Origin of the sequence: Pseudarthrobacter defluvii (assembly GCF_030323865.1) — a bacterium.
Lineage (GTDB): Bacteria > Actinomycetota > Actinomycetes > Actinomycetales > Micrococcaceae > Arthrobacter > Arthrobacter sedimenti.
In genome coordinates this window covers 1,571,706-1,591,134 of record NZ_CP066362.1, presented here as the reverse complement: position 1 = coordinate 1,591,134, position 19,429 = coordinate 1,571,706, and the positions used below count along the sequence as shown (strand labels likewise).

Annotated in this window: 10 protein-coding genes and 3 rRNA genes; all 13 read right to left on the bottom strand. The window is 63.4% G+C overall.

What is annotated here, in order from left to right; translation table 11 throughout:
• Window positions 1-22: 22 nt before the first annotated feature.
• The 13 genes from JCQ34_RS07320 to JCQ34_RS07260 all read right to left on the bottom strand — a co-directional run bounded on the left by JCQ34_RS07320 (window position 23) and on the right by JCQ34_RS07260 (window position 19,398).
• Complete coding sequence (locus tag JCQ34_RS07320) at window positions 23-1,798, bottom strand: CTP synthase (RefSeq protein ID WP_286403268.1); 1,776 nt, start codon at window positions 1,796-1,798, stop codon at window positions 23-25.
• Between the two features lie 38 nt (window positions 1,799-1,836).
• A complete protein-coding gene (gene recN / locus JCQ34_RS07315) occupies window positions 1,837-3,576 on the bottom strand; it encodes a DNA repair protein RecN (RefSeq protein ID WP_236801979.1) in 1,740 nt (579 codons plus the stop codon).
• Between the two features lie 4 nt (window positions 3,577-3,580).
• Window positions 3,581-4,606, bottom strand: coding sequence for an NAD kinase (locus tag JCQ34_RS07310; RefSeq protein WP_236801978.1), 1,026 nt, complete (start codon window positions 4,604-4,606; stop codon window positions 3,581-3,583).
• A 13-nt stretch (window positions 4,607-4,619) separates the two neighbouring features.
• A complete protein-coding gene (locus tag JCQ34_RS07305) occupies window positions 4,620-5,435 on the bottom strand; it encodes a TlyA family RNA methyltransferase (RefSeq protein ID WP_286403264.1) in 816 nt (271 codons plus the stop codon).
• Window positions 5,435-5,698: a hypothetical protein gene (locus JCQ34_RS07300; protein WP_286403262.1), complete on the bottom strand. Its 264-nt coding sequence runs from the start codon at window positions 5,696-5,698 to the stop codon at window positions 5,435-5,437. Before JCQ34_RS07300 ends, JCQ34_RS07305 begins: the two co-directional genes overlap by 1 nt.
• A gap of 9 nt (window positions 5,699-5,707) precedes the next feature.
• The gene (locus JCQ34_RS07295) at window positions 5,708-6,697 is read right to left on the bottom strand and encodes an HAD-IIA family hydrolase (protein ID WP_286403261.1); all 990 of its coding nucleotides are present in this window, start codon (window positions 6,695-6,697) and stop codon (window positions 5,708-5,710) included.
• Between the two features lie 6 nt (window positions 6,698-6,703).
• A complete protein-coding gene (locus JCQ34_RS07290) occupies window positions 6,704-8,635 on the bottom strand; it encodes a hypothetical protein (protein ID WP_286403259.1) in 1,932 nt (643 codons plus the stop codon).
• Between the two features lie 487 nt (window positions 8,636-9,122).
• Window positions 9,123-9,239, bottom strand: a 5S ribosomal RNA gene (rrf, locus tag JCQ34_RS07285).
• A gap of 184 nt (window positions 9,240-9,423) precedes the next feature.
• Window positions 9,424-12,550: ribosomal RNA gene (locus tag JCQ34_RS07280) — 23S ribosomal RNA — on the bottom strand.
• A 509-nt stretch (window positions 12,551-13,059) separates the two neighbouring features.
• Window positions 13,060-14,584 (bottom strand): 16S ribosomal RNA (locus tag JCQ34_RS07275).
• Together the 16S, 23S and 5S rRNA genes form the textbook arrangement of a ribosomal RNA operon.
• Window positions 14,585-15,080: 496 nt before the next feature.
• Complete coding sequence (gene tyrS, locus JCQ34_RS07270) at window positions 15,081-16,394, bottom strand: tyrosine--tRNA ligase (RefSeq protein ID WP_286403258.1); 1,314 nt, start codon at window positions 16,392-16,394, stop codon at window positions 15,081-15,083.
• Window positions 16,395-16,428: 34 nt separating this feature from the next.
• Window positions 16,429-18,657, bottom strand: coding sequence for a HelD family protein (locus JCQ34_RS07265; protein WP_286403256.1), 2,229 nt, complete (start codon window positions 18,655-18,657; stop codon window positions 16,429-16,431).
• Between the two features lie 51 nt (window positions 18,658-18,708).
• A complete protein-coding gene (locus JCQ34_RS07260; RefSeq protein WP_286403254.1) occupies window positions 18,709-19,398 on the bottom strand; it encodes a DNA-3-methyladenine glycosylase in 690 nt (229 codons plus the stop codon).
• Window positions 19,399-19,429: the final 31 nt, after the last annotated feature.

The window sequence follows — 19,429 nt, the reverse complement described above, 5'->3', positions numbered from 1 at the left end:
GCCGTCCTTTGTGTTCTCTTGACTACTTAGCGGTAACGCTACCCGATGCTGCAGGCTCGCCGTCCGCGGGCGCCGCCGTGTCGGCAGCGTCCTGGTGGTTCGCGTTCTGGTGGTCCAGCGCAGCCTTGACCAGGCCGGCGAACAGCGGGTGCGGGCGCGTGGGCCGCGAGCTCAGCTCGGGGTGCGCCTGGGTGGCAACGTAGTACGGGTGGACATCGGCGGGCAGCTCGACGAATTCCACCAGCTTGCCGTCCGGGGAGGTGCCGGAGAAGACCAGGCCCTTGTCCGCGATTTGCTCGCGGTACTTGTTGTTGACCTCGTAGCGGTGCCGGTGGCGTTCGCTGACGGTGGTCTTGCCGTAGGTTCCGGCGATGACAGAGCCTTCGTCGAGCTTGGCTTCGTACAGGCCCAGGCGCATGGTGCCGCCCAGGTCGCCGCGGCCCTCGACGTACTCCAGCTGCTCTTCCATGGTGGCGATGACCGGGTACTTGGAGTCCGGCTCGAACTCGCTGGAGGAGGCGCCTTCCAGCCCCACCACATTGCGGGCGTACTCGATCACCATGCACTGCAGGCCAAGGCAGAGGCCCAGGACCGGCAGCTTGGTTTCGCGGGCGAACTTCAGCGCGCCCAGCTTGCCTTCGAGGCCGCGGATGCCGAAACCGCCCGGAACGCAGATGGCGTCCACGCCGTCGAGGGCCTTTATGGCCCCTTCGCGGGTCTCGCACTCATCCGACGGGACCCAGCGGATCTTGACCTTGGCCTCGTTGGCGAAGCCGCCGGCCCGCAGCGCCTCGGTGACCGAAAGGTAGGCGTCCGGCAGGTCGATGTACTTGCCCACCAGGGCGATCTCGACGTGGTGCTTGGGGTTGTGCACGGCCTCGAGGAGGCGGTCCCAGCTGGTCCAGTCGACGTCCTTGAACGGCAGGTCCAGGGCGCGGACGATGTAGGAGTCCAGTCCCTGGCCGTGCAGGGTCTTGGGGATGTCGTAGATGCTGGGGGCATCGGCGGCGTTCACCACGGCGTCGATGTCGACGTCGCACATGCGGCCGATCTTTTCCCGCATGGCCTCAGGCACTTCGCGGTCCGACCGGATCACGATGGCCTCGGGCTGGATGCCGATGGAGCGCAACGCGGCCACGGAGTGCTGCGTGGGCTTGGTCTTCAGTTCCTGGGAAGGCCCGATGTAGGGCACCAAGGAGACGTGGAGGAAGAACACGTTGTTCCGGCCGATGTCCTGGCGGACCTGGCGGGCCGATTCCAGGAAGGGCTGGGACTCGATATCGCCAACGGTGCCGCCGATTTCGGTGATGATCACGTCCGGGGCGTTCTTGCCCTCGGCGGGCAGCCGCATGCGGCGCTTGATCTCATCGGTGATGTGCGGGATGACCTGAACGGTGTCCCCGAGGTATTCGCCCCGGCGTTCCTTGGCGATAACGGTGGAGTACACCTGCCCCGTGGTCACGTTCGCAGAACCTTCGAGGTTCTCGTCGAGGAAGCGTTCGTAGTGCCCGATGTCCAGGTCCGTCTCGGCGCCGTCGTCCGTGACGAAGACCTCACCGTGCTGGAAGGGGTTCATCGTGCCCGGATCCACGTTCAGATAGGGATCGAGCTTCTGCATCGTGACCGACAGGCCGCGTGCCCGCAGTAGATGACCAAGGCTGGAGGCCGTCAGTCCCTTACCGAGCGAGGACGCCACACCGCCAGTGACGAAAATATGCTTGGTCGTCTTGGAGGAGCCCGGGAACCGGGAATTTACACGGGAATTTGATCGCTGCACCACGGAATTCGAGCCTATCATCATTTGCGCCTTCCCGTGGGTGGCCAGAGCCGTCCCGCTCAGGCCCGCTGCGGCAGGAGTTTGGCGTCGTCCAGCAGTTCCTGGGCGTGCGCCTGCGCCGATTCCGAGTCCTCCTGGCCCGCCAGCATGCGCGCAAGCTCACGCACCCGCTCCGGTCCGTCAAGCAGCCGGACGTCACTGGAGGTGAACCCGGTGGCGGTGCCGCCGTCGGCTCCCCTGACCGATGTCTTGGTCACGGTGATGTGCTGGTCCGCGAAGGCGGCCACCTGCGGAAGGTGCGTGACCACCAGCACCTGCACGTGGCGTGCCAACATGGCCAGCCGCCGGCCGATCTCGACGGCGGCGCGCCCACCCACGCCCGCGTCCACTTCGTCGAAGACAAATGTGGGGACGGGATCGACGGCCGCCAGCACCACTTCGATGGCCAGCATCACGCGGGAGAGCTCACCACCGGAGGCACCCTTGCCCAGCGGCCGGGCCGGGGCGCCCGAGTGCGGCTGCAGCAGGAAGCTGATCTCGTCCGCGCCGTAAGGGCCCAGCTGCGCGGCGGGGTCGAGGTTGATCACCAGGGTGGCGTCGGCCATGGCCAGGGCCTTCAATTCGGCGCTGACCCGGGCGGAGAGGTCCTTGGCGGCCTTGGCCCGGATCTTGCTGATGGCCGCCGACTGCTTCTTCAGGTCCGCTTCGGCGCGGACCACTTCCCCGTCCAGGGCCTCGATGCGGGAGGAATCGTCCTGCAGCTCGTCGAACCGGACGCGTGCCTTCTCCGCCCACTCCAGCACCTCATCGATGGTGGGGGCGTATTTGCGGACCAGCTTGGCCAGGGCGGCGCGCCGGTCTTCGATCTCGGCGAGCCGTTCCGGGCCCTCGGAGTCCAGGCCCGCCTGGTAGCTGGCCAGCTCGGTGGCGATGTCGTTGAGCAGAAAGCCCACCTCGGCCAGGCGCGCGGCCGCAGATCCCAGCTCGGCGTCGTGCTCGGCCACGTGTTCAAGGGTCCGTTTGGCCGAGTCCACCAGGGTGGTGGCGTCACCCGCTTCGCCGAAGTCCTCGGCAATGAGGGCTTGGTGCGCTGTGCTGGCGGCAATTCGCAGTTCCTCAACATTGGCAAGCTTCACGGCCTCGGCCTTGAGCAGCTCGTCCTCCCCCGGCTGTGGGTCCACCTCATCGATCTCCGCCAGGGCCGCCTCCAGGGATTCAGCTTCGCGGAGCCTGTCACGGGCGGCGCTGCGCAGGGCATGCAGTTCCGCCTGGCTGGCCTTCCACCGGCTGTACAGGTCCTGGTAGGCGACCAGGGGTTTGGCCAGTGCCTCGCCGGCGAACTTGTCCAGGGCTTCGCGCTGGGCCGTGGCGCCCTTGAGCCGGATCTGGTCCGTCTGGCCGTGCACCACCACCAACGATTCGCCGATCTCGGCCAGGACGCCCACGGGTGCGGCGCGGCCGCCAAGGAACGCGCGGCTCCGTCCGTCCGCACCCAGCCGGCGGGCCAGGATCAGTTCAGTGCCTCCGTCGAACTCCTCAGCGTCGGCGCCGGCTTCGAGGGCACGGGCGACGGCGGGATGTCCGGTCTCAAGCTTGAGCACGGCTTCGGCGGTGGCGCTCTTCGCACCGCTGCGGACGGCCCCTGCGTCCGAGCGGGCGCCCAGCAGCAGTCCGACGGCGGTGACCACCATGGTCTTTCCGGCGCCGGTTTCACCGGTCACCACGCTCAGTCCCGGGCCGAGCGGAAGCGTTGCGTCGGTGATGACGCCCAGATCGCGGATTCTCAGTTCTTCAAGCATGGATTCACTTTGCAGTCGACGGATCGGGATCGCTGTCCGGGTTCTCAACGTGCGGTACGGGCAGCGGCGGCATGGGCCGGGGCGTGCGCACCACGGGGATGGGGCCGGTGTGTACGGCGTCGGACTTGGGCAGTGGCCCGCGCCAGCCGTGGATGGGCAGCTCGAACTTGCGGACCAGGCGTGCCGAGAACGGGGTCTGGTGGGTGCGGGCCAGCCGGACCGGGGTGGCTGACTTGGTCACTTCCACGCGGGCGCCGGGCGGCAGGTCCACCGAGCGCCGCCCGTCGCACCACAGGACCCCCTGGGCGTCGGTCCGGCCCAGCACCTCAACCGCCAGCCTGGACCGGGGCGATACGACGAGCGGCTTGGCGAAGAGCGCATGGGCACTGATGGGCACGATCACCAGCGCCTCCACTTCCGGCCACACGACGGGTCCGCCGGCGGAGAACGCGTACGCCGTGGATCCGGTGGGAGTGGCCAGGACAATGCCGTCGGAGCCAAAGGACGTCAGCGGACGTTCGTCCACCTCGGTCACCACTTCCAGCATCCGTTCACGGTTGGCTTTCTCGATGGCGGCCTCGTTTAAAGCCCAGGTGTGCCAAATCTTTTGGCCACGGACCCAGACCTGAACGTCGATGGTCATGCGCTCTTCCACCGTGTACTCGCGGCTGGCGATCCACTCGACGGTTTGGGCCAGGTCCGCCCGTTCACTTTCGGCCAGGAACCCCACGTGGCCCAGGTTAACGCCCAGCAGCGGGACATCCACCTCGCGGACCAGTTCGGCGGCCCGCAGGATGGTCCCGTCGCCGCCGAGGACCATGACTAGTTCAACATCGGGCAGCTGCACGTGGTCGTGGAGCACTTCCACCGGCTGGGCCAGGTGCCCGAAGAACCGCTCCATGTCCCCCAGCTCGGACTCCTGCATCACGGGGACCATGCCCGAGGCGTGCAGCAGGGCGCAGGCTTCCCAGGCGGCTTTCAGTGACTCCTCGCGGCCGGTGTGGGCAAGGACCAGTACACGCCTGCTCATCAGGTTCCGCTCTCTAGTGGTTCGGCCAGATTTGTCCGAGCAACGCAGCGGCTGCTGCCTCTCGCTCTTCGATCTTAGGCAAGTCTTTGCTGATCCTGCGTTTTATCCACAGGAAGTATTCGACGTTTCCGTCCTGTCCGGGCAACGGACTGGGCGCCAGGCCGCAGAGGTCCAGCCTTGCGTCGAGCGCTGCCTTGGCAACCTTTTCGACCGCCATCCGCCGCTCACGCTCCGAGGTGACCACCCCGGTGCGGGCCAGCCGGTCCTTGCCGATCTCGAACTGCGGCTTGACCATCAGCACCAGGTCACCGCCCGGTTCGGTGCAGTCCGCCAGCGGCTGCACCACCAGGGTGAGGGAGATGAAGGACAGGTCCGCCACGGTCAGGGCGGCGGGGCCGCCAATGTCGGCCGGGGCCATGTACCTGACGTTCATCCCCTCGTGGACGTCCACGCGGGGATCGTTGCGGAGGTGTGGCACCAACTGGCCGTGCCCGACGTCGACCGCCACCACGTGCGCGGCGCCGCGCCGAAGCAGGACGTCGGTGAAACCTCCGGTCGAGGCACCCGCGTCGAGGCACCTTTTGCCCTGCGGCAACACCTCGGGGAAGGCATCGAGGGCACCGGCCAGCTTGTGGGCGGCCCGGCTGGCGTAGGTGTCCTGGTCATCAAGTTCAACGGCGAGGTCCCGGCTTTCGTCAACCTGCAGGGAGGCTTTGACGAGGACCTGGCCTCCCGAGCTGACCTTGCCTTCGGCGATCAGAGAGGCTGCATGCGTTCGCGACCTCGCCAGGCCGCGGGCCACCAGGGCCTGGTCGAGGCGGACCGGCATCAGGCTGCCCCGCCGGCACGGTCGGCCGCCGCCCTGACCTGGTCGATGGGATCGCTGTTCAGGGCCGCCAGCAGTTCGTCGTGGAGTCCGTTGTATACAGCTTCGTGATCTGCCGCAGGGAGGCCGGGTATGTCGGAAAGCCTGGCCACGGCCCGCGCCACCTGCGGATCGCTGATCTCCTGCCCGCTGTCCCGGGAGGCCGCCTGCGGCCACTCCGGGGTGGGCTGGGCTGTCGAGTCGTCCGGTTCGGTCAGCTCAGTCATTGAACCAGTCTAGTGATTGAGCCACACCAGCTTGGGTGCCTGCGGGGTTGCGGCGTCCGGCGTCTCCGCCCACCAGGCGGCGCACGCCGCCCGCCAGGAGTTCAAGTCGTCCTGGCTGCCGATGATGCCCACCGCTCCGTTGGCCACCCGTGCCGTCGCGTCCCCGCACGCGTACGTGCCGTCGTCGTGCGTCACGTCCGGGTAGGGGCGGTGCAGGTCCGCCAGGTTCCCGATGACGTAGTTGGGCCGTTCAGCGGAACGGGCCGCAAGGATCGTCTCTCGCGTGTCGACGCCGGTCAGCACCGCCACGGTGGCGAAGCCGGCGTTGTTGCCGCCCAGGATGTCCGTGTCCAGCCGGTCCCCCACCACCAGGGGGCGCTCGGCCCCAAGGCGTTTGGCAGCGGAGTGGAACAGCGGAGCCTCCGGTTTACCCGCGACTCTGGGCTGCTGCGCGGTAGCGGCGGCAACGGCTGCAACCAGCGTGCCGTTCCCCGGGGCGATCCCGCGCGCCTGCGGAATCGTCATGTCCGTGTTGGTGGCCACCCAGAGGGCGCCGGCGTTCACCACATAGGTGGCTTCCGCCAGCTCCTTCCAGCCAATGCCGGGGCTGAAGCCCTGCACCACCGCCACCGGTTCCTCGTCCTGGCTGCCCACCGGCACCAGACCGGCCAGCTCGATTTCCCGGGCCAGCGCCGGGCTGCCCGTGATGAGGATCCGTGACCCGGGTGCCAGCAGCGAAGCAAGCAGGTCCGCCGCTGCCTGTGAGGAGCTGACCACCTGGTTGTCCTCGGCGGGTGCACCGAGTTCACGCAGGTGGGCTGCCACCTCTGCCGGCGAACGGGAGGCGTTGTTCGTCACATAGCCCAAACCGATGCCCAGCCCGGCGAGCTGCTTCAGCGATTCCACTGCGCCGGGGATGGCGTGCGGCCCTGCGTACACCACGCCATCCAGGTCGGCCAGCAGGGCATCGAAGCGGGAAACCAGGGAAACGTCAGCCATGGGTGGTCAGTCCCGCCGTTCTTCATTCGCAAAGGTGTCGGCGCTGTCATGGTGTTCCACGGGGCCTTCGTCTTCCGCGGCGTCCTCGTTGCCGGGCTCGTCCGCGGATGCGGAGTCGAGCTCAATCTCGTCGTGTTCCACCGAGTCCTGATCAGACTCGGCGTCGTCAGAGACGAAGTAGTCAGCGTCCTGGTCGTCGATGCTGCTGTCCTGGACAGCCTTCGCTTCGGAGGCGCGGCTGCTCTCCGGGGTGGAGGAGTCCGGGCCCGTCGCCGAAGCCTCGGGAGCAGCCCCGGTGCCTGCGGCCTGCGACGCGCGCTCCAGCATCCTGCGGCGCTCAGCCTCCTGGCGGGCTTCTTCTTCCTCATCCCAGCCGAGGTCGATGATCTCGGGCTCCTCATCCATACCTTGGCCCAGGGCATTTTCCGCCACCACGGCCTGCCGGCTCCACTTATGCGACTCTTCATCGCGCCCGACCGCGGCAAGTGCGTCGGCGTAGGCGCGGAAGAGACGCGGGCTGTAGGAGAACGCACGGTTGATGTCCAGCTGCGGAATCTCAAGTTCCGCCACTGCGGCATCCAGTTGACCGAGGTCGGTGCGGGCGCCGGCGGCAACAATGGCCAGTTCAACCTTGCCCGGGGCGTCCAGATCCTGGGCTTCCTCGGAACGGGCAACGTCAAGGGCCCGGTCCGGCCGGCCCAGGCCACGCTCGCAGTCGGCCATCACGGGCAGGTGCACGTTGGAGCCGCTGATGCGCCGGAAGGTGCGGAACTCACGCAGTGCTTCGCCGTAGTGGCCTGCGGCGTAGGCAGTCAGCCCGACGGCTTCACGGACGGCCGCGAGCCTTCCGCCGCGGCGGCTGGCGGCAAGGGCGTGCTGGAAGGCCAGCTCGGGCTCGTCGTCAATCAGGCGGCCGGCCATGACCAGGTGGCGGGCCACCCATTCCGCGCTCTTGGACTCGAGCGTCTTGATCTGGTGCTGCGTGGCGCGGTCGAGCTCCTTGCCCGTGACGTCCTCGTCGATTTCGGGTGAGCGTTCCCGGTCCGGCCGGTTGGCGCTGCGAAGATCGGCAGCGTTGGGTACGCGTGCCGGGCGCTCTTCCTGGCGGTCGCGGCCGAAGCCGCGGGGGCCGGAGCCGCGGCCGGACTCAGCACGGGCGTCGCCGCGGTCAAAGCTGCGGGGCGCACGATCCGGCCGGTCGCCAAACGGCTTGCGGTTTTCGCCGCCGAAACCGCGGCGCTCACCCTCACCATCACGACGCGGCCGGTCACCGAACGGCTTACGGTCACGGTAGGGCTTACGATCGCGATCACCGGTCCCGCCGCCGAAACCACGCCGGTCACCTTCACCATCGCGACGCGGCCGGTCACCAAACGGCTTACGGTCACGGTCACCGTAGGGCTTACGATCGCGATCACCGGTCCCGCCGCCGAAACCACGCCGGTCACCTTCACCATCGCGACGCGGCCGGTCACCAAACGGCTTACGGTCACGGTCACCGAACTGACGGCGCTCACCCTCACCATCACGACGGGGACGATCACCAAACGGCTTACGGTCACGATCACCGGCACCACCGCCGAAACCACGCCGGTCACCCTCGCCATCACGACGCGGCCGATCACCAAACGGCTTACGGTCACGGTCACCAAACTGACGGCGCTCACCCTCACCATCACGACGGGGACGATCACCAAACGGCTTACGGTCACGATCACCGGCACCACCGCCGAAACCACGCCGGTCACCTTCACCATCCCGACGCGGCCGATCACCGTAGGACTTACGCTCCCCGCCACCGGTAGCTCCACCGCGGGAGAAGTTGTTGCCGTCACGGTCGGACCGCGACCTGAAGCCGCGGGGCTCACCGCCGGAGTTGTTGTTGCCGCGGAACGCGCCGCGGTCGTTGCCGCGGTTGCCACCGTTGTGCTCGGCCATATGGATTCCTCCTGTTGTGAGCCGACCACTGGCGCAACTGCAGCCGCTCGTTTCGTTTCCTACGCAACCCGAAATCAAGCGCTTCGAAGTCCGTACATCTTCATCAATTCTAGTGGAGCCGCAAAATTCCCCGGAACGGTAGGAGCCCTGGCAGCGGTATCGTGGCCATCTTCACACAACGAGGGATGCCCGCTCACGTCTGGCAGCCTCTCCCTCAACGCCCGCTCACGTCTGGCAGCTCCTCCCCGAACGCGCGCTCACACGGGATCGGGGCGGCCCATGTGCCTGTCCTCGGTGCGGAGCGGGGGTTCCTGTCCTGGGTGTCAGAGGTGAGCTGGGGTTGCTCGTTTACCTGTCAAAACTGAGCGGGGGTTCCTGTCCTGGGTGTCAGAGGTGAGCGGGGGTTTTCGGGGTGGGCCAGGTGGTTTGTTTGTTTAAATGTGGGAGGCCCCGAACCGTGTGGTTCGGGGCCTCGACCTAATAGTTGTTCCGGCGGTGACCTACTCTCCCACACCCTCCCGGGTGCAGTACCATCGGCGCTGTGGGTCTTAGCTTCCGGGTTCGGAATGGGACCGGGCGTTTCCCCCACGCTATGACCGCCGTAACCCTTTCACCCGCTCCCCCGCGGTAACGCTGCGGGGGTGGGAAGATTAGTGGTTACAACATCCCTGCCCGTGAGGGCAGGTAGTGGTGTTATTCAATTGTTGGTTCCGCCAATAAGCCCGGTGTTTGGGGGTTGTTGGTTGGGAACCACATAGTGGACGCAAGCAGAATATGTATGTTTCTGTGTGGTGTAAGTTGTTGGCCTATTAGTACCGGTCAGCTTCACGAGTCGTTAGTCCTCGCTTCCACATCCGGCCTATCAACCCAGTGGTCTGGCTGGGGGCCTCTCACACATAAATGTGTATGGAAATCTCATCTTGAAGCGAGCTTCCCGCTTAGATGCTTTCAGCGGTTATCCCATCCGAACGTAGCTAATCAGCGGTGCACTTGGCAGTACAACTGACACACCAGAGGTTCGTCCGTCCCGGTCCTCTCGTACTAAGGACAGCCCTTCTCAAATTTCCTGCGCGCGCAGCGGATAGGGACCGAACTGTCTCACGACGTTCTAAACCCAGCTCGCGTACCGCTTTAATGGGCGAACAGCCCAACCCTTGGGACCTACTCCAGCCCCAGGATGCGACGAGCCGACATCGAGGTGCCAAACCATGCCGTCGATATGGACTCTTGGGCAAGATCAGCCTGTTATCCCCGAGGTACCTTTTATCCGTTGAGCGACGGCCATTCCACAATGTACCGCCGGATCACTAGTCCCGACTTTCGTCCCTGCTCGAGATGTCTCTCTCACAGTCAAGCTCCCTTGTGCACTTACACTCGACACCTGATTGCCAACCAGGCTGAGGGAACCTTTGGGCGCCTCCGTTACTTTTTAGGAGGCAACCGCCCCAGTTAAACTACCCATCAGGCACTGTCCCTGACCCGGATTACGGGCCGAAGTTAGATGTCCAAAGTGACCAGAGTGGTATTTCAACGATGACTCCACCCGAACTGGCGTCCGGGCTTCAACGTCTCCCACCTATCCTACACAAGCCACTCCGAACACCAATACCAAACTATAGTAAAGGTCTCGGGGTCTTTCCGTCCTGCTGCGCGTAACGAGCATCTTTACTCGTACTGCAATTTCGCCGAGTTTATGGTTGAGACAGCGGGGAAGTCGTTACTCCATTCGTGCAGGTCGGAACTTACCCGACAAGGAATTTCGCTACCTTAGGATGGTTATAGTTACCACCGCCGTTTACTGGGGCTTAAATTCTCAGCTTCGCCTTGCGGCTAACCGGTCCTCTTAACCTTCCAGCACCGGGCAGGAGTCAGTCCGTATACATCGTCTTGCGACTTCGCACGGACCTGTGTTTTTAGTAAACAGTCGCTTCCCCCTGGTCTCTGCGGCCCCGATCCCCTCCCACCAGCAAGTGGTGTTCAAGGTTGGGGCCCCCCTTCTCCCGAAGTTACGGGGGCATTTTGCCGAGTTCCTTAACCATAATTCTCTCGATCGCCTTGGTATTCTCTACCTGATCACCTGTGTCGGTTTGGGGTACGGGCGGCTAAAACCTCGCGTCGATGCTTTTCTCGGCAGCATAGGATCACCAAATCCCCCCATACGGGGGTCCCATCAGATCTCAGGCACATGAACGGCGGATTTGCCTACCATTCGCCCTACATCCTTAGACCGGGACAACCATCGCCCGGCTCGGCTACCTTCCTGCGTCACACCTGTTAATACGCTTGCCTCCCGGGATCAGGTCCTGCGCTCCACCAAAACCCTCACACCACAAGGGTGATCGGGCAGGTTTCGGGCAGTTAGTATCCCCCGCTCAGCATGGGCGGTTTTTCGCCGGTACGGGAATATCAACCCGTTGTCCATCGACTACGCCTGTCGGCCTCGCCTTAGGTCCCGACTTACCCAGGGCAGATTAGCTTGACCCTGGAACCCTTGATCATTCGGCGGACGGGTTTCTCACCCGTCTTTCGCTACTCATGCCTGCATTCTCACTCGTGTAGGCTCCACCACTGGTTTACACCGCAGCTTCACCGCCCACACGACGCTCCCCTACCCATCCACACTCCTGAACCACGAAGGCTAGGACAATATGTGAATGCCACAACTTCGGCGGTGTACTTGAGCCCCGCTACATTGTCGGCGCGGAATCACTTGACCAGTGAGCTATTACGCACTCTTTTAAGGGTGGCTGCTTCTAAGCCAACCTCCTGGTTGTCTGGGCAACTCCACATCCTTTCCCACTTAGCACACGCTTAGGGGCCTTAGTTGGTGGTCTGGGCTGTTTCCCTCTCGACTATGAAGCTTATCCCCCACAGTCTCACTGCTGCGCTCTCACTTACCGGCATTCGGAGTTTGGCTGACGTCAGTAACCTTGTAGGGCCCATTAGCCATCCAGTAGCTCTACCTCCAGCAAGAAACACGCAACGCTGCACCTAAATGCATTTCGGGGAGAACCAGCTATCACGAAGTTTGATTGGCCTTTCACCCCTACCCACAGCTCATCCCCTCCATTTTCAACTGAAGTGGGTTCGGTCCTCCACGACGTCTTACCGTCGCTTCAACCTGGCCATGGGTAGATCACTTCGCTTCGGGTCTAGATCACGCCACTCACACGCCCTATTCAGACTCGCTTTCGCTACGGCTGCCCCACACGGGTTAACCTCGCGACGTAACACTAACTCGCAGGCTCATTCTTCAAAAGGCACGCCGTCACAACTACAAGGCTGCTCCGACGGATTGTAAGCACACGGTTTCAGGTACTGTTTCACTCCCCTCCCGGGGTACTTTTCACCTTTCCCTCACGGTACTGGTCCGCTATCGGTCATTAGGGAGTATTTAGGCTTATCAGGTGGTCCTGACAGATTCGCACGGGATTTCTCGGGCCCCGTACTACTTGGGATACTCTCACAGGCGGTACAAACACATTACGGTTACGGGACTAACACCCTCTCTGGCCGGCCTTTCAAAACCGTTCACCTATGCGCGCACATCACACCCCACCAGCCCGGCAGAACTGGTATGGAAAGTCCCACAACCCCGACCATGCAACGCCCGCCGGCTATCACACATGGAACGGTTTAGCCTGATCCGCGTTCGCTCGCCACTACTAACGGAATCACTATTGTTTTCTCTTCCTGCGGGTACTGAGATGTTTCACTTCCCCGCGTTCCCCCCACGCACCCTATGTGTTCAGGTACGGGTCACCAAGTCACTCGCGCGCTTGGCGGGGTTTCCCCATTCGGACACCCTGGGATCACAGTCCGGTTATCGACTCCCCCAGGCTTATCGCAGATTCCTACGTCCTTCTTCGGCTCCTAATGCCAAGGCATCCACCGTGTGCTCTTAAAAACTTGACCACAAAGATCAAAAACAAGCTCACTCGAGAGAACCACAGAAACTGTCCCGCGCACCCAAAAGCACACGAACCAGATCCAGGTTCTAATATCTTGGAAATTGCTTCTTATACAAGATGCTCGCGTCCACTATGTAGTTCTCAAACAACAACCCCACACCACACACCCCACACACAAACACGTGCGCGGAACGTCATGGCAGGGAAACCAGAAACAAACAAACCCACCCAGCAACCCCCACAAAGGAGAGCCACCACATGGTCCTGTTGTCTCAGGACCCAACAGTGTGCCAAACACTAAACCATCCCCACCCCGCACCCCACCGTTCCAGAACCACCACCCGAAGGCAGGGTTCGTACTAGAGAAAGAGCGCAGGAGGAAACAGCCGCTATTTGTTGATATTCCACCCATGAGCACCCGCCACGAAACGAACGTCCGTGCAACGGGCTTGCTTCCTGACAACCCCCACCACCAGACATACATCCAGGGCAGTTGTTGTAGGTGCTCCTTAGAAAGGAGGTGATCCAGCCGCACCTTCCGGTACGGCTACCTTGTTACGACTTAGTCCCAATCGCCAGTCCCACCTTCGACAGCTCCCTCCCACAAGGGGTTAGGCCACCGGCTTCGGGTGTTACCAACTTTCGTGACTTGACGGGCGGTGTGTACAAGGCCCGGGAACGTATTCACCGCAGCGTTGCTGATCTGCGATTACTAGCGACTCCGACTTCATGGGGTCGAGTTGCAGACCCCAATCCGAACTGAGACCGGCTTTTTGGGATTAGCTCCACCTCACAGTATCGCAACCCTTTGTACCGGCCATTGTAGCATGCGTGAAGCCCAAGACATAAGGGGCATGATGATTTGACGTCGTCCCCACCTTCCTCCGAGTTGACCCCGGCAGTCTCCCATGAGTCCCCGGCACTACCCGCTGGCAACATGGAACGAGGGTTGCGCTCGTTGCGGGACTTAACCCAACATCTCACGACACGAGCTGACGACAACCATGCACCACCTGTAAACCAACCCCAAAGGGGAAGAACTGTTTCCAGCCCGGTCTGGTTCATGTCAAGCCTTGGTAAGGTTCTTCGCGTTGCATCGAATTAATCCGCATGCTCCGCCGCTTGTGCGGGCCCCCGTCAATTCCTTTGAGTTTTAGCCTTGCGGCCGTACTCCCCAGGCGGGGCACTTAATGCGTTAGCTACGGCGCGGAAAACGTGGAATGTCCCCCACACCTAGTGCCCAACGTTTACGGCATGGACTACCAGGGTATCTAATCCTGTTCGCTCCCCATGCTTTCGCTCCTCAGCGTCAGTTAATGCCCAGAGACCTGCCTTCGCCATCGGTGTTCCTCCTGATATCTGCGCATTTCACCGCTACACCAGGAATTCCAGTCTCCCCTACATCACTCTAGTCTGCCCGTACCCACCGCAGATCCGGAGTTGAGCCCCGGACTTTCACGGCAGACGCGACAAACCGCCTACGAGCTCTTTACGCCCAATAATTCCGGATAACGCTTGCGCCCTACGTATTACCGCGGCTGCTGGCACGTAGTTAGCCGGCGCTTCTTCTGCAGGTACCGTCACCTTACGGCTTCTTCCCTACTGAAAGAGGTTTACAACCCGAAGGCCGTCATCCCTCACGCGGCGTCGCTGCATCAGGCTTGCGCCCATTGTGCAATATTCCCCACTGCTGCCTCCCGTAGGAGTCTGGGCCGTGTCTCAGTCCCAGTGTGGCCGGTCACCCTCTCAGGCCGGCTACCCGTCGTCGCCTTGGTAGGCCATTACCCCACCAACAAGCTGATAGGCCGCGAGTCCATCCAAAACCACAAAAGCTTTCCACCAACCACCATGCGATAGTCAGTCATATCCGGTATTAGACCCAGTTTCCCAGGCTTATCCCAGAGTCAAGGGCAGGTTACTCACGTGTTACTCACCCGTTCGCCACTAATCCACCAGCAAGCTGGCATCATCGTTCGACTTGCATGTGTTAAGCACGCCGCCAGCGTTCATCCTGAGCCAGGATCAAACTCTCCGTTGAAAACAAACAGACACAACCAAAACCACCGGAAATAACGACAATCATTGGCTGCACAAAATTTGAAACCAGCTAAAAACACCAAACCAATACCACAGGGGCGGCACGATTCGGCAAATTCAACCAATTACATACATAATCGGTATCAACAAACTTGGCACACTATTGAGTTCTCAAACAACAGACACATTTCGAATACTCGCGGAAACAATTCAAAGAATTTTTATTCCGCATTTCTTCGCTGCGATGTTTTTATCTTATTTCATTCATATTCACTTTTGCAAATCCGGTGATTTTCCCGGAATTCACTCGGTGGAATGAATCCGCCCAGCAGAATAAGAAGCAATTTCTCCAAGTCCGCGTGCTCCGCGGCAAGAATTGCTTCTCATTAATTGGGGGTTTGTCACCACTCAGTGGCGGCGACTCAGAAAACAATACACGCCCCCCAGCAGCCGTGCAAATCGGCTGCCGAAGGGCGTGCATACACGTCGGGAAGGTGCTAGGGAACCAGCACCTCAACAGTGGCCAGGTTCTTCTTGCCCCGGCGCAGCAACAGGTACTGGCCGTGCAGAAGTTCGGACTCCGAAATCACTGCTTCAGGATCGGATACCTTCTCGTTGTTCACGTAGGCGCCGCCCTCCCCCACAGTTCGGCGTGCAGCAGACTTGCTCTCGGAAAGTCCGGACGCGACCAACAGGTCCACGATCCCCATTTCATCCACCTGCACGGTGGCGGTAGGAAGTTCGGAAGTGGCGGCCTGGAGGGTTGCCTTGTCCAGCGCGCCCAGGTCCCCGTTGCCAAACAAGGCTGCCGAGGCGGCAATCACCTTCTCGGTGGCTTCCACGCCGTGCACCAGCGAGGTCACCTCGAAAGCGAGCTTCCGCTGTCCTTCGCGGGCGAAGGGGCGCTCCGCCACGGACACTGCGATCTCTTCAATCTCGGCCCGCGTCAGGAAGGTGAACACCTTGAGCCGGTCCACCACATCGGCATCAGCCGTATTGAGCCAGAACTGGTAAAAGGCGTACGGGCTGCACATGCCGGCATCGAGCCAGATGGCATTGCCCTCGCTCTTGCCGAACTTGGTTCCGTCCGAGTTGGTGATCAGCGGCGTTCCCAGTGCGTGGACACTCTTGCCCTCCACCTTCCGGATCAGTTCCGTACCGCTGGTCAGGTTGCCCCACTGGTCCGAACCGCCGGTCTGCAGCACGCAGCCATAGTCACGGTAGAGCTGCAGGTAGTCCATGCCCTGCAGGATCTGGTAGCTGAACTCCGTGTAGCTGATGCCCTCGTCCGAGTTCAGGCGGGATGCCACAGCGTCCTTGCGCAGCATGGTTCCCACGCGGAAGTGCTTGCCCACTTCGCGCAGGAAGTCGATGGCGCTCAAGGGCGCCGTCCAGTCCAGGTTGTTCACCATCCTGGCAGCGTTGTCCCCCTCGAAGCTGAGGAAGCGCTGCACCTGGGCCTGGAGGTAGCCGACCCATTCCGCCACCGTGTCCTTGGTGTTCAAGGTGCGTTCCGCCGTCGGACGCGGATCCCCGATCATGCCGGTCGAGCCGCCCACCAGTCCCAGTGGCTTGTGGCCTGCCAGCTGGAGCCGCCGCATGACCAGCAACTGGACCAGGTTGCCCAGGTGCAGGCTCGGCGCGGTGGGGTCGAAGCCGCAATAGTAGGTGACCGGCCCATTGGCGAGGAGCTTTTCCAGCTCCGCTTCGTCGGTGGAGACATGGACCAGCCCACGCCACTTCAGTTCCTGCCAAACGTTGGCAAAAGTGGGGTCGTTGCGCTGCGGTTCGAGGTTGTTCAGTTCTGGCACGCTTCCTAAGTTAGCAGTAACGCCGAAGGCCCTGTCAGCCGGCAATCCCTGCAGGTACCGGCTGGGCCGCAATCAACCGCAACCGCTGTGTTGCGCGGGTCATGGCCACGTAAAGATCCCCCACCTTGCCGTGCTCGTGGTTGAGCATCACTGACGGTTCCAGGACCACCACGCCGTCGAACTCCAGGCCCTTCGCCTCACGGGGGCTGATGACCACGATGTCCTGCTCGTAGCTGCCCGCCCCGCTGCCGATCCGGCGCCCGTACACGGCACGGAGGGCTGAGGTGGCCTGGGGCAGGAGGTCACCGTCGGCAATCACGGCGAGCAGGCCGCCGTCGAGCGCTTCAAGCTCCTCCGGAAGCACCTCGACCAGCCGGTCCACCACGGCACCCGCGGAGACTTCGTCGATGATGGGCTCCCAGCGGCCCTCCCGGACGGCCTTCGGGGCGGAAACCACCAGCCCGGCAGCATTGGCCATGCGGACAGCTGCCTCAGCGATCTGCGAGGGCGTGCGGTAGTTGACCGTCAGCTCCTCCAGCTGCCACCGGTCACCGAACATGGGAGCCAGCGCGCCCTGCCAGGAGTTGGCACCGGCAACGGAGCTGGTCTGGGCAATGTCACCGACGATGGTGAAGGACTTCAGCGGGCACCGGCGCACCAAAAGCCGCCACTGCATGGGCGAGAGCTCCTGGGCCTCATCCACCACAATGTGCCCGAAGGCCCAGGTGCGGTCGCTGGTTGCCCGCTCGGCGGCTGTCTGCCGTGCTTCCTGCTCCCGGTTCTGCTCGGCCAGCTCTTCCGCGGACATGAGCGGGTCCACCCCCGCGGCCTCCATGTTCACCAGGGTCTGCTTGGCGTTGGCCAGGTCCCGGGCACGGTCGTGCTCCTGCTGCGCCAGCCCGCGCCCTGCCGCAGGGTCCAGCTCGCCGAGCAGTTCGGCGGCCTCGTCCAATAGCGGGACATCGGACTCGGTCCAGGGGGCACCGGCCGGGCGCTGCAGCAGCGCGCGCTCGGCAGGGGTGAGGTTCGGGGTGCAGAACTCCAGAATTTCCGGCTTGCTGAAGAGATCCGAGATGAGTTTCTCCGGCGTCATGGGCATCCAGCAGAGGTTCAGCGCGATCCGCACGTCCCGGGCGGTCCGGACGTCCTCGGCAAGGTACGAGCGGTCCGCGTTATTGCCGATGTTCCCGGCTTCCACGAGCTCGGTCATCTGCTCCGTCAGTTCGCGCAGCAGGATCTTCACGAACGTCACGCGTGCCTCGTTGTACGGCTTACCGGTGGCGCGCGCACGTTCCCGGGCGCGACGGACCTGCCGCGGCGTCAGCGTGAGCTTGCGCCCGTCCACCTCCAGGATCCGGTTCTGCGGCGGTACCCGCATGCGGTTGGACACGGCATTGGCCACGATGGCGGCCATGTCCAGGCGCCCCTTGATGGCGGCAACGTCCGCGTTTGTTTCGGGAACCGCGTTGATGCCGGGCATCAGGCGGCCCAGGCTCGCCATGACTACGCCGGTCTCGCCGAGCGAAGGCAGCACCCGTTCGATGTACTTCATGAACGACGACGACGGGCCAACCAGCAGCACGCCTGCACTTTTGAGCCGGTCGCGGTGGGTGTAGAGCAGGTAGGCGGCGCGGTGCAGGGCCACGGCGGTTTTGCCCGTGCCCGGCCCGCCCTGGACCACCACGGCGCCGGAGATGGAGGACCGGATGATGCGGTCCTGCTCGGACTGGATGGTGCTGACGATGTCCGACATGCGGCCCGTCCGCTTGGAGTTCAGGGCCGCCAGCAGGGCCCCTTCGCCCTGGAGGGTATCGGCGTCCGTGAGCATGGAGGCGTCCAGCACATCGTCCTCGATGGCCTTGACGTCGCGTCCCTGCAGGATCAGGTGCCGGCGGCGCCGCACGCCCTGCCGGTCAAAGGCCGTGGCCTGGTAGAAGTGCCCGGCCTCGGGGGCGCGCCAGTCCACCATGAGCCGCTGCAGGTCCTCTGTGGTGAGGCCAATGCGGCCGATGTACTGCGCCTCCCCGGAGTCCAAATCCAGTCGGCCGAAGACCAGCCGGTCATCCACCGCATCCAGCTGCGCCAGGCGGTCCTCATACAGTGCGGCGAACGCGTCACGTTCCGAAACGTTCTGCATGGTGCCCACGGCTCCGGCACGACGGACCTGCGCCAGTTGGCGGCGCTTTTCCTCCCGGAGTTCCTCCAGCCGGGCGTACAGGCCGGCTACATACTCCCGTTCGTGGGCCAATTCGGCGTCGAGCATTAACGTTCCCCTATCGCGAAAGACAGACCGTCCATTCTACTACCATTTCGATTAACGCTTGTGAAACGTTGCGCCGGGCGGCGCATCTGCCATTCGCTTCAGGTTCCGGGGCTTCGCCGCCTTGTACTGGGAGACGGTGGGATCTCCGGTGAGCCAGAACCGCCACGCGTATTCGTCGGATCCGCCGGCGCCTGCCACGCCCACCCGCGGACCCGAACTCACGGGGCCTCGGGGGCCGGACGGAAGCTCCAGGCCGAAAGGCGGAGCCAGCGCATCCCGGCCGCTGTCCGCCGTCGTCAATCCCAGCGCCTTGGCGAGACGCGCCGGGCCGCTGGCGAGGTCGGCGGGACTTTTCGACGTCGGGCGGCGAAGCCGCGCCAGCTCCACCCCGTCCACGATTTCCCCCGCCCGGAGCAGCAGGGCGGAGGCCACGCCTGCGGGACCGCAGACAATGTTGGTGCAGTGGTGCATCCCGTAGGTGAAGTAAACGTAGAGGTGCCCGGCGGGACCGAACATGGGGGCGTTGCGGGGCGTCGGACCACGGTAGGTGTGTGAGCCGGGATCGGGGTGCAGGGAGTCTTCGGGGCCCATGTAGGCCTCCACCTCCGTGAGCCGGATGGACACGGCGCCGTCGCGGGACTCATGGGTCAGCACAGCGCCCAGCAGCTGCGGGGCGAGCTCGCGGGCGTCGGCGGACAGGAAGTTCCGCAGCCCTTCCGCGCCCAAAGTGCTTTCATCCATTTCTTGACCTTACCCAGTTGCTACGGATTTC

What these genes read in the sequence shown, in the direction of transcription:
- recN (WP_236801979.1), bottom strand. Translation starts at nt 3,576, where the DNA reads ATGCTTGAAGAACTGAGAATCCGCGATCTGGGCGTCATCACCGACGCA.
- JCQ34_RS07295 (WP_286403261.1), bottom strand. Translation starts at nt 6,697, where the DNA reads ATGGCTGACGTTTCCCTGGTTTCCCGCTTCGATGCCCTGCTGGCCGAC.
- JCQ34_RS07265 (WP_286403256.1), bottom strand. Translation starts at nt 18,657, where the DNA reads ATGCTCGACGCCGAATTGGCCCACGAACGGGAGTATGTAGCCGGCCTG.
- JCQ34_RS07260 (WP_286403254.1), bottom strand. Translation starts at nt 19,398, where the DNA reads ATGGATGAAAGCACTTTGGGCGCGGAAGGGCTGCGGAACTTCCTGTCC.
- JCQ34_RS07300 (WP_286403262.1), bottom strand. Translation starts at nt 5,698, where the DNA reads ATGACTGAGCTGACCGAACCGGACGACTCGACAGCCCAGCCCACCCCG.
- JCQ34_RS07290 (WP_286403259.1), bottom strand. Translation starts at nt 8,635, where the DNA reads ATGGCCGAGCACAACGGTGGCAACCGCGGCAACGACCGCGGCGCGTTC.
- JCQ34_RS07305 (WP_286403264.1), bottom strand. Translation starts at nt 5,435, where the DNA reads ATGCCGGTCCGCCTCGACCAGGCCCTGGTGGCCCGCGGCCTGGCGAGG.
- JCQ34_RS07310 (WP_236801978.1), bottom strand. Translation starts at nt 4,606, where the DNA reads ATGAGCAGGCGTGTACTGGTCCTTGCCCACACCGGCCGCGAGGAGTCA.
- JCQ34_RS07320 (WP_286403268.1), bottom strand. Translation starts at nt 1,798, where the DNA reads ATGATAGGCTCGAATTCCGTGGTGCAGCGATCAAATTCCCGTGTAAAT.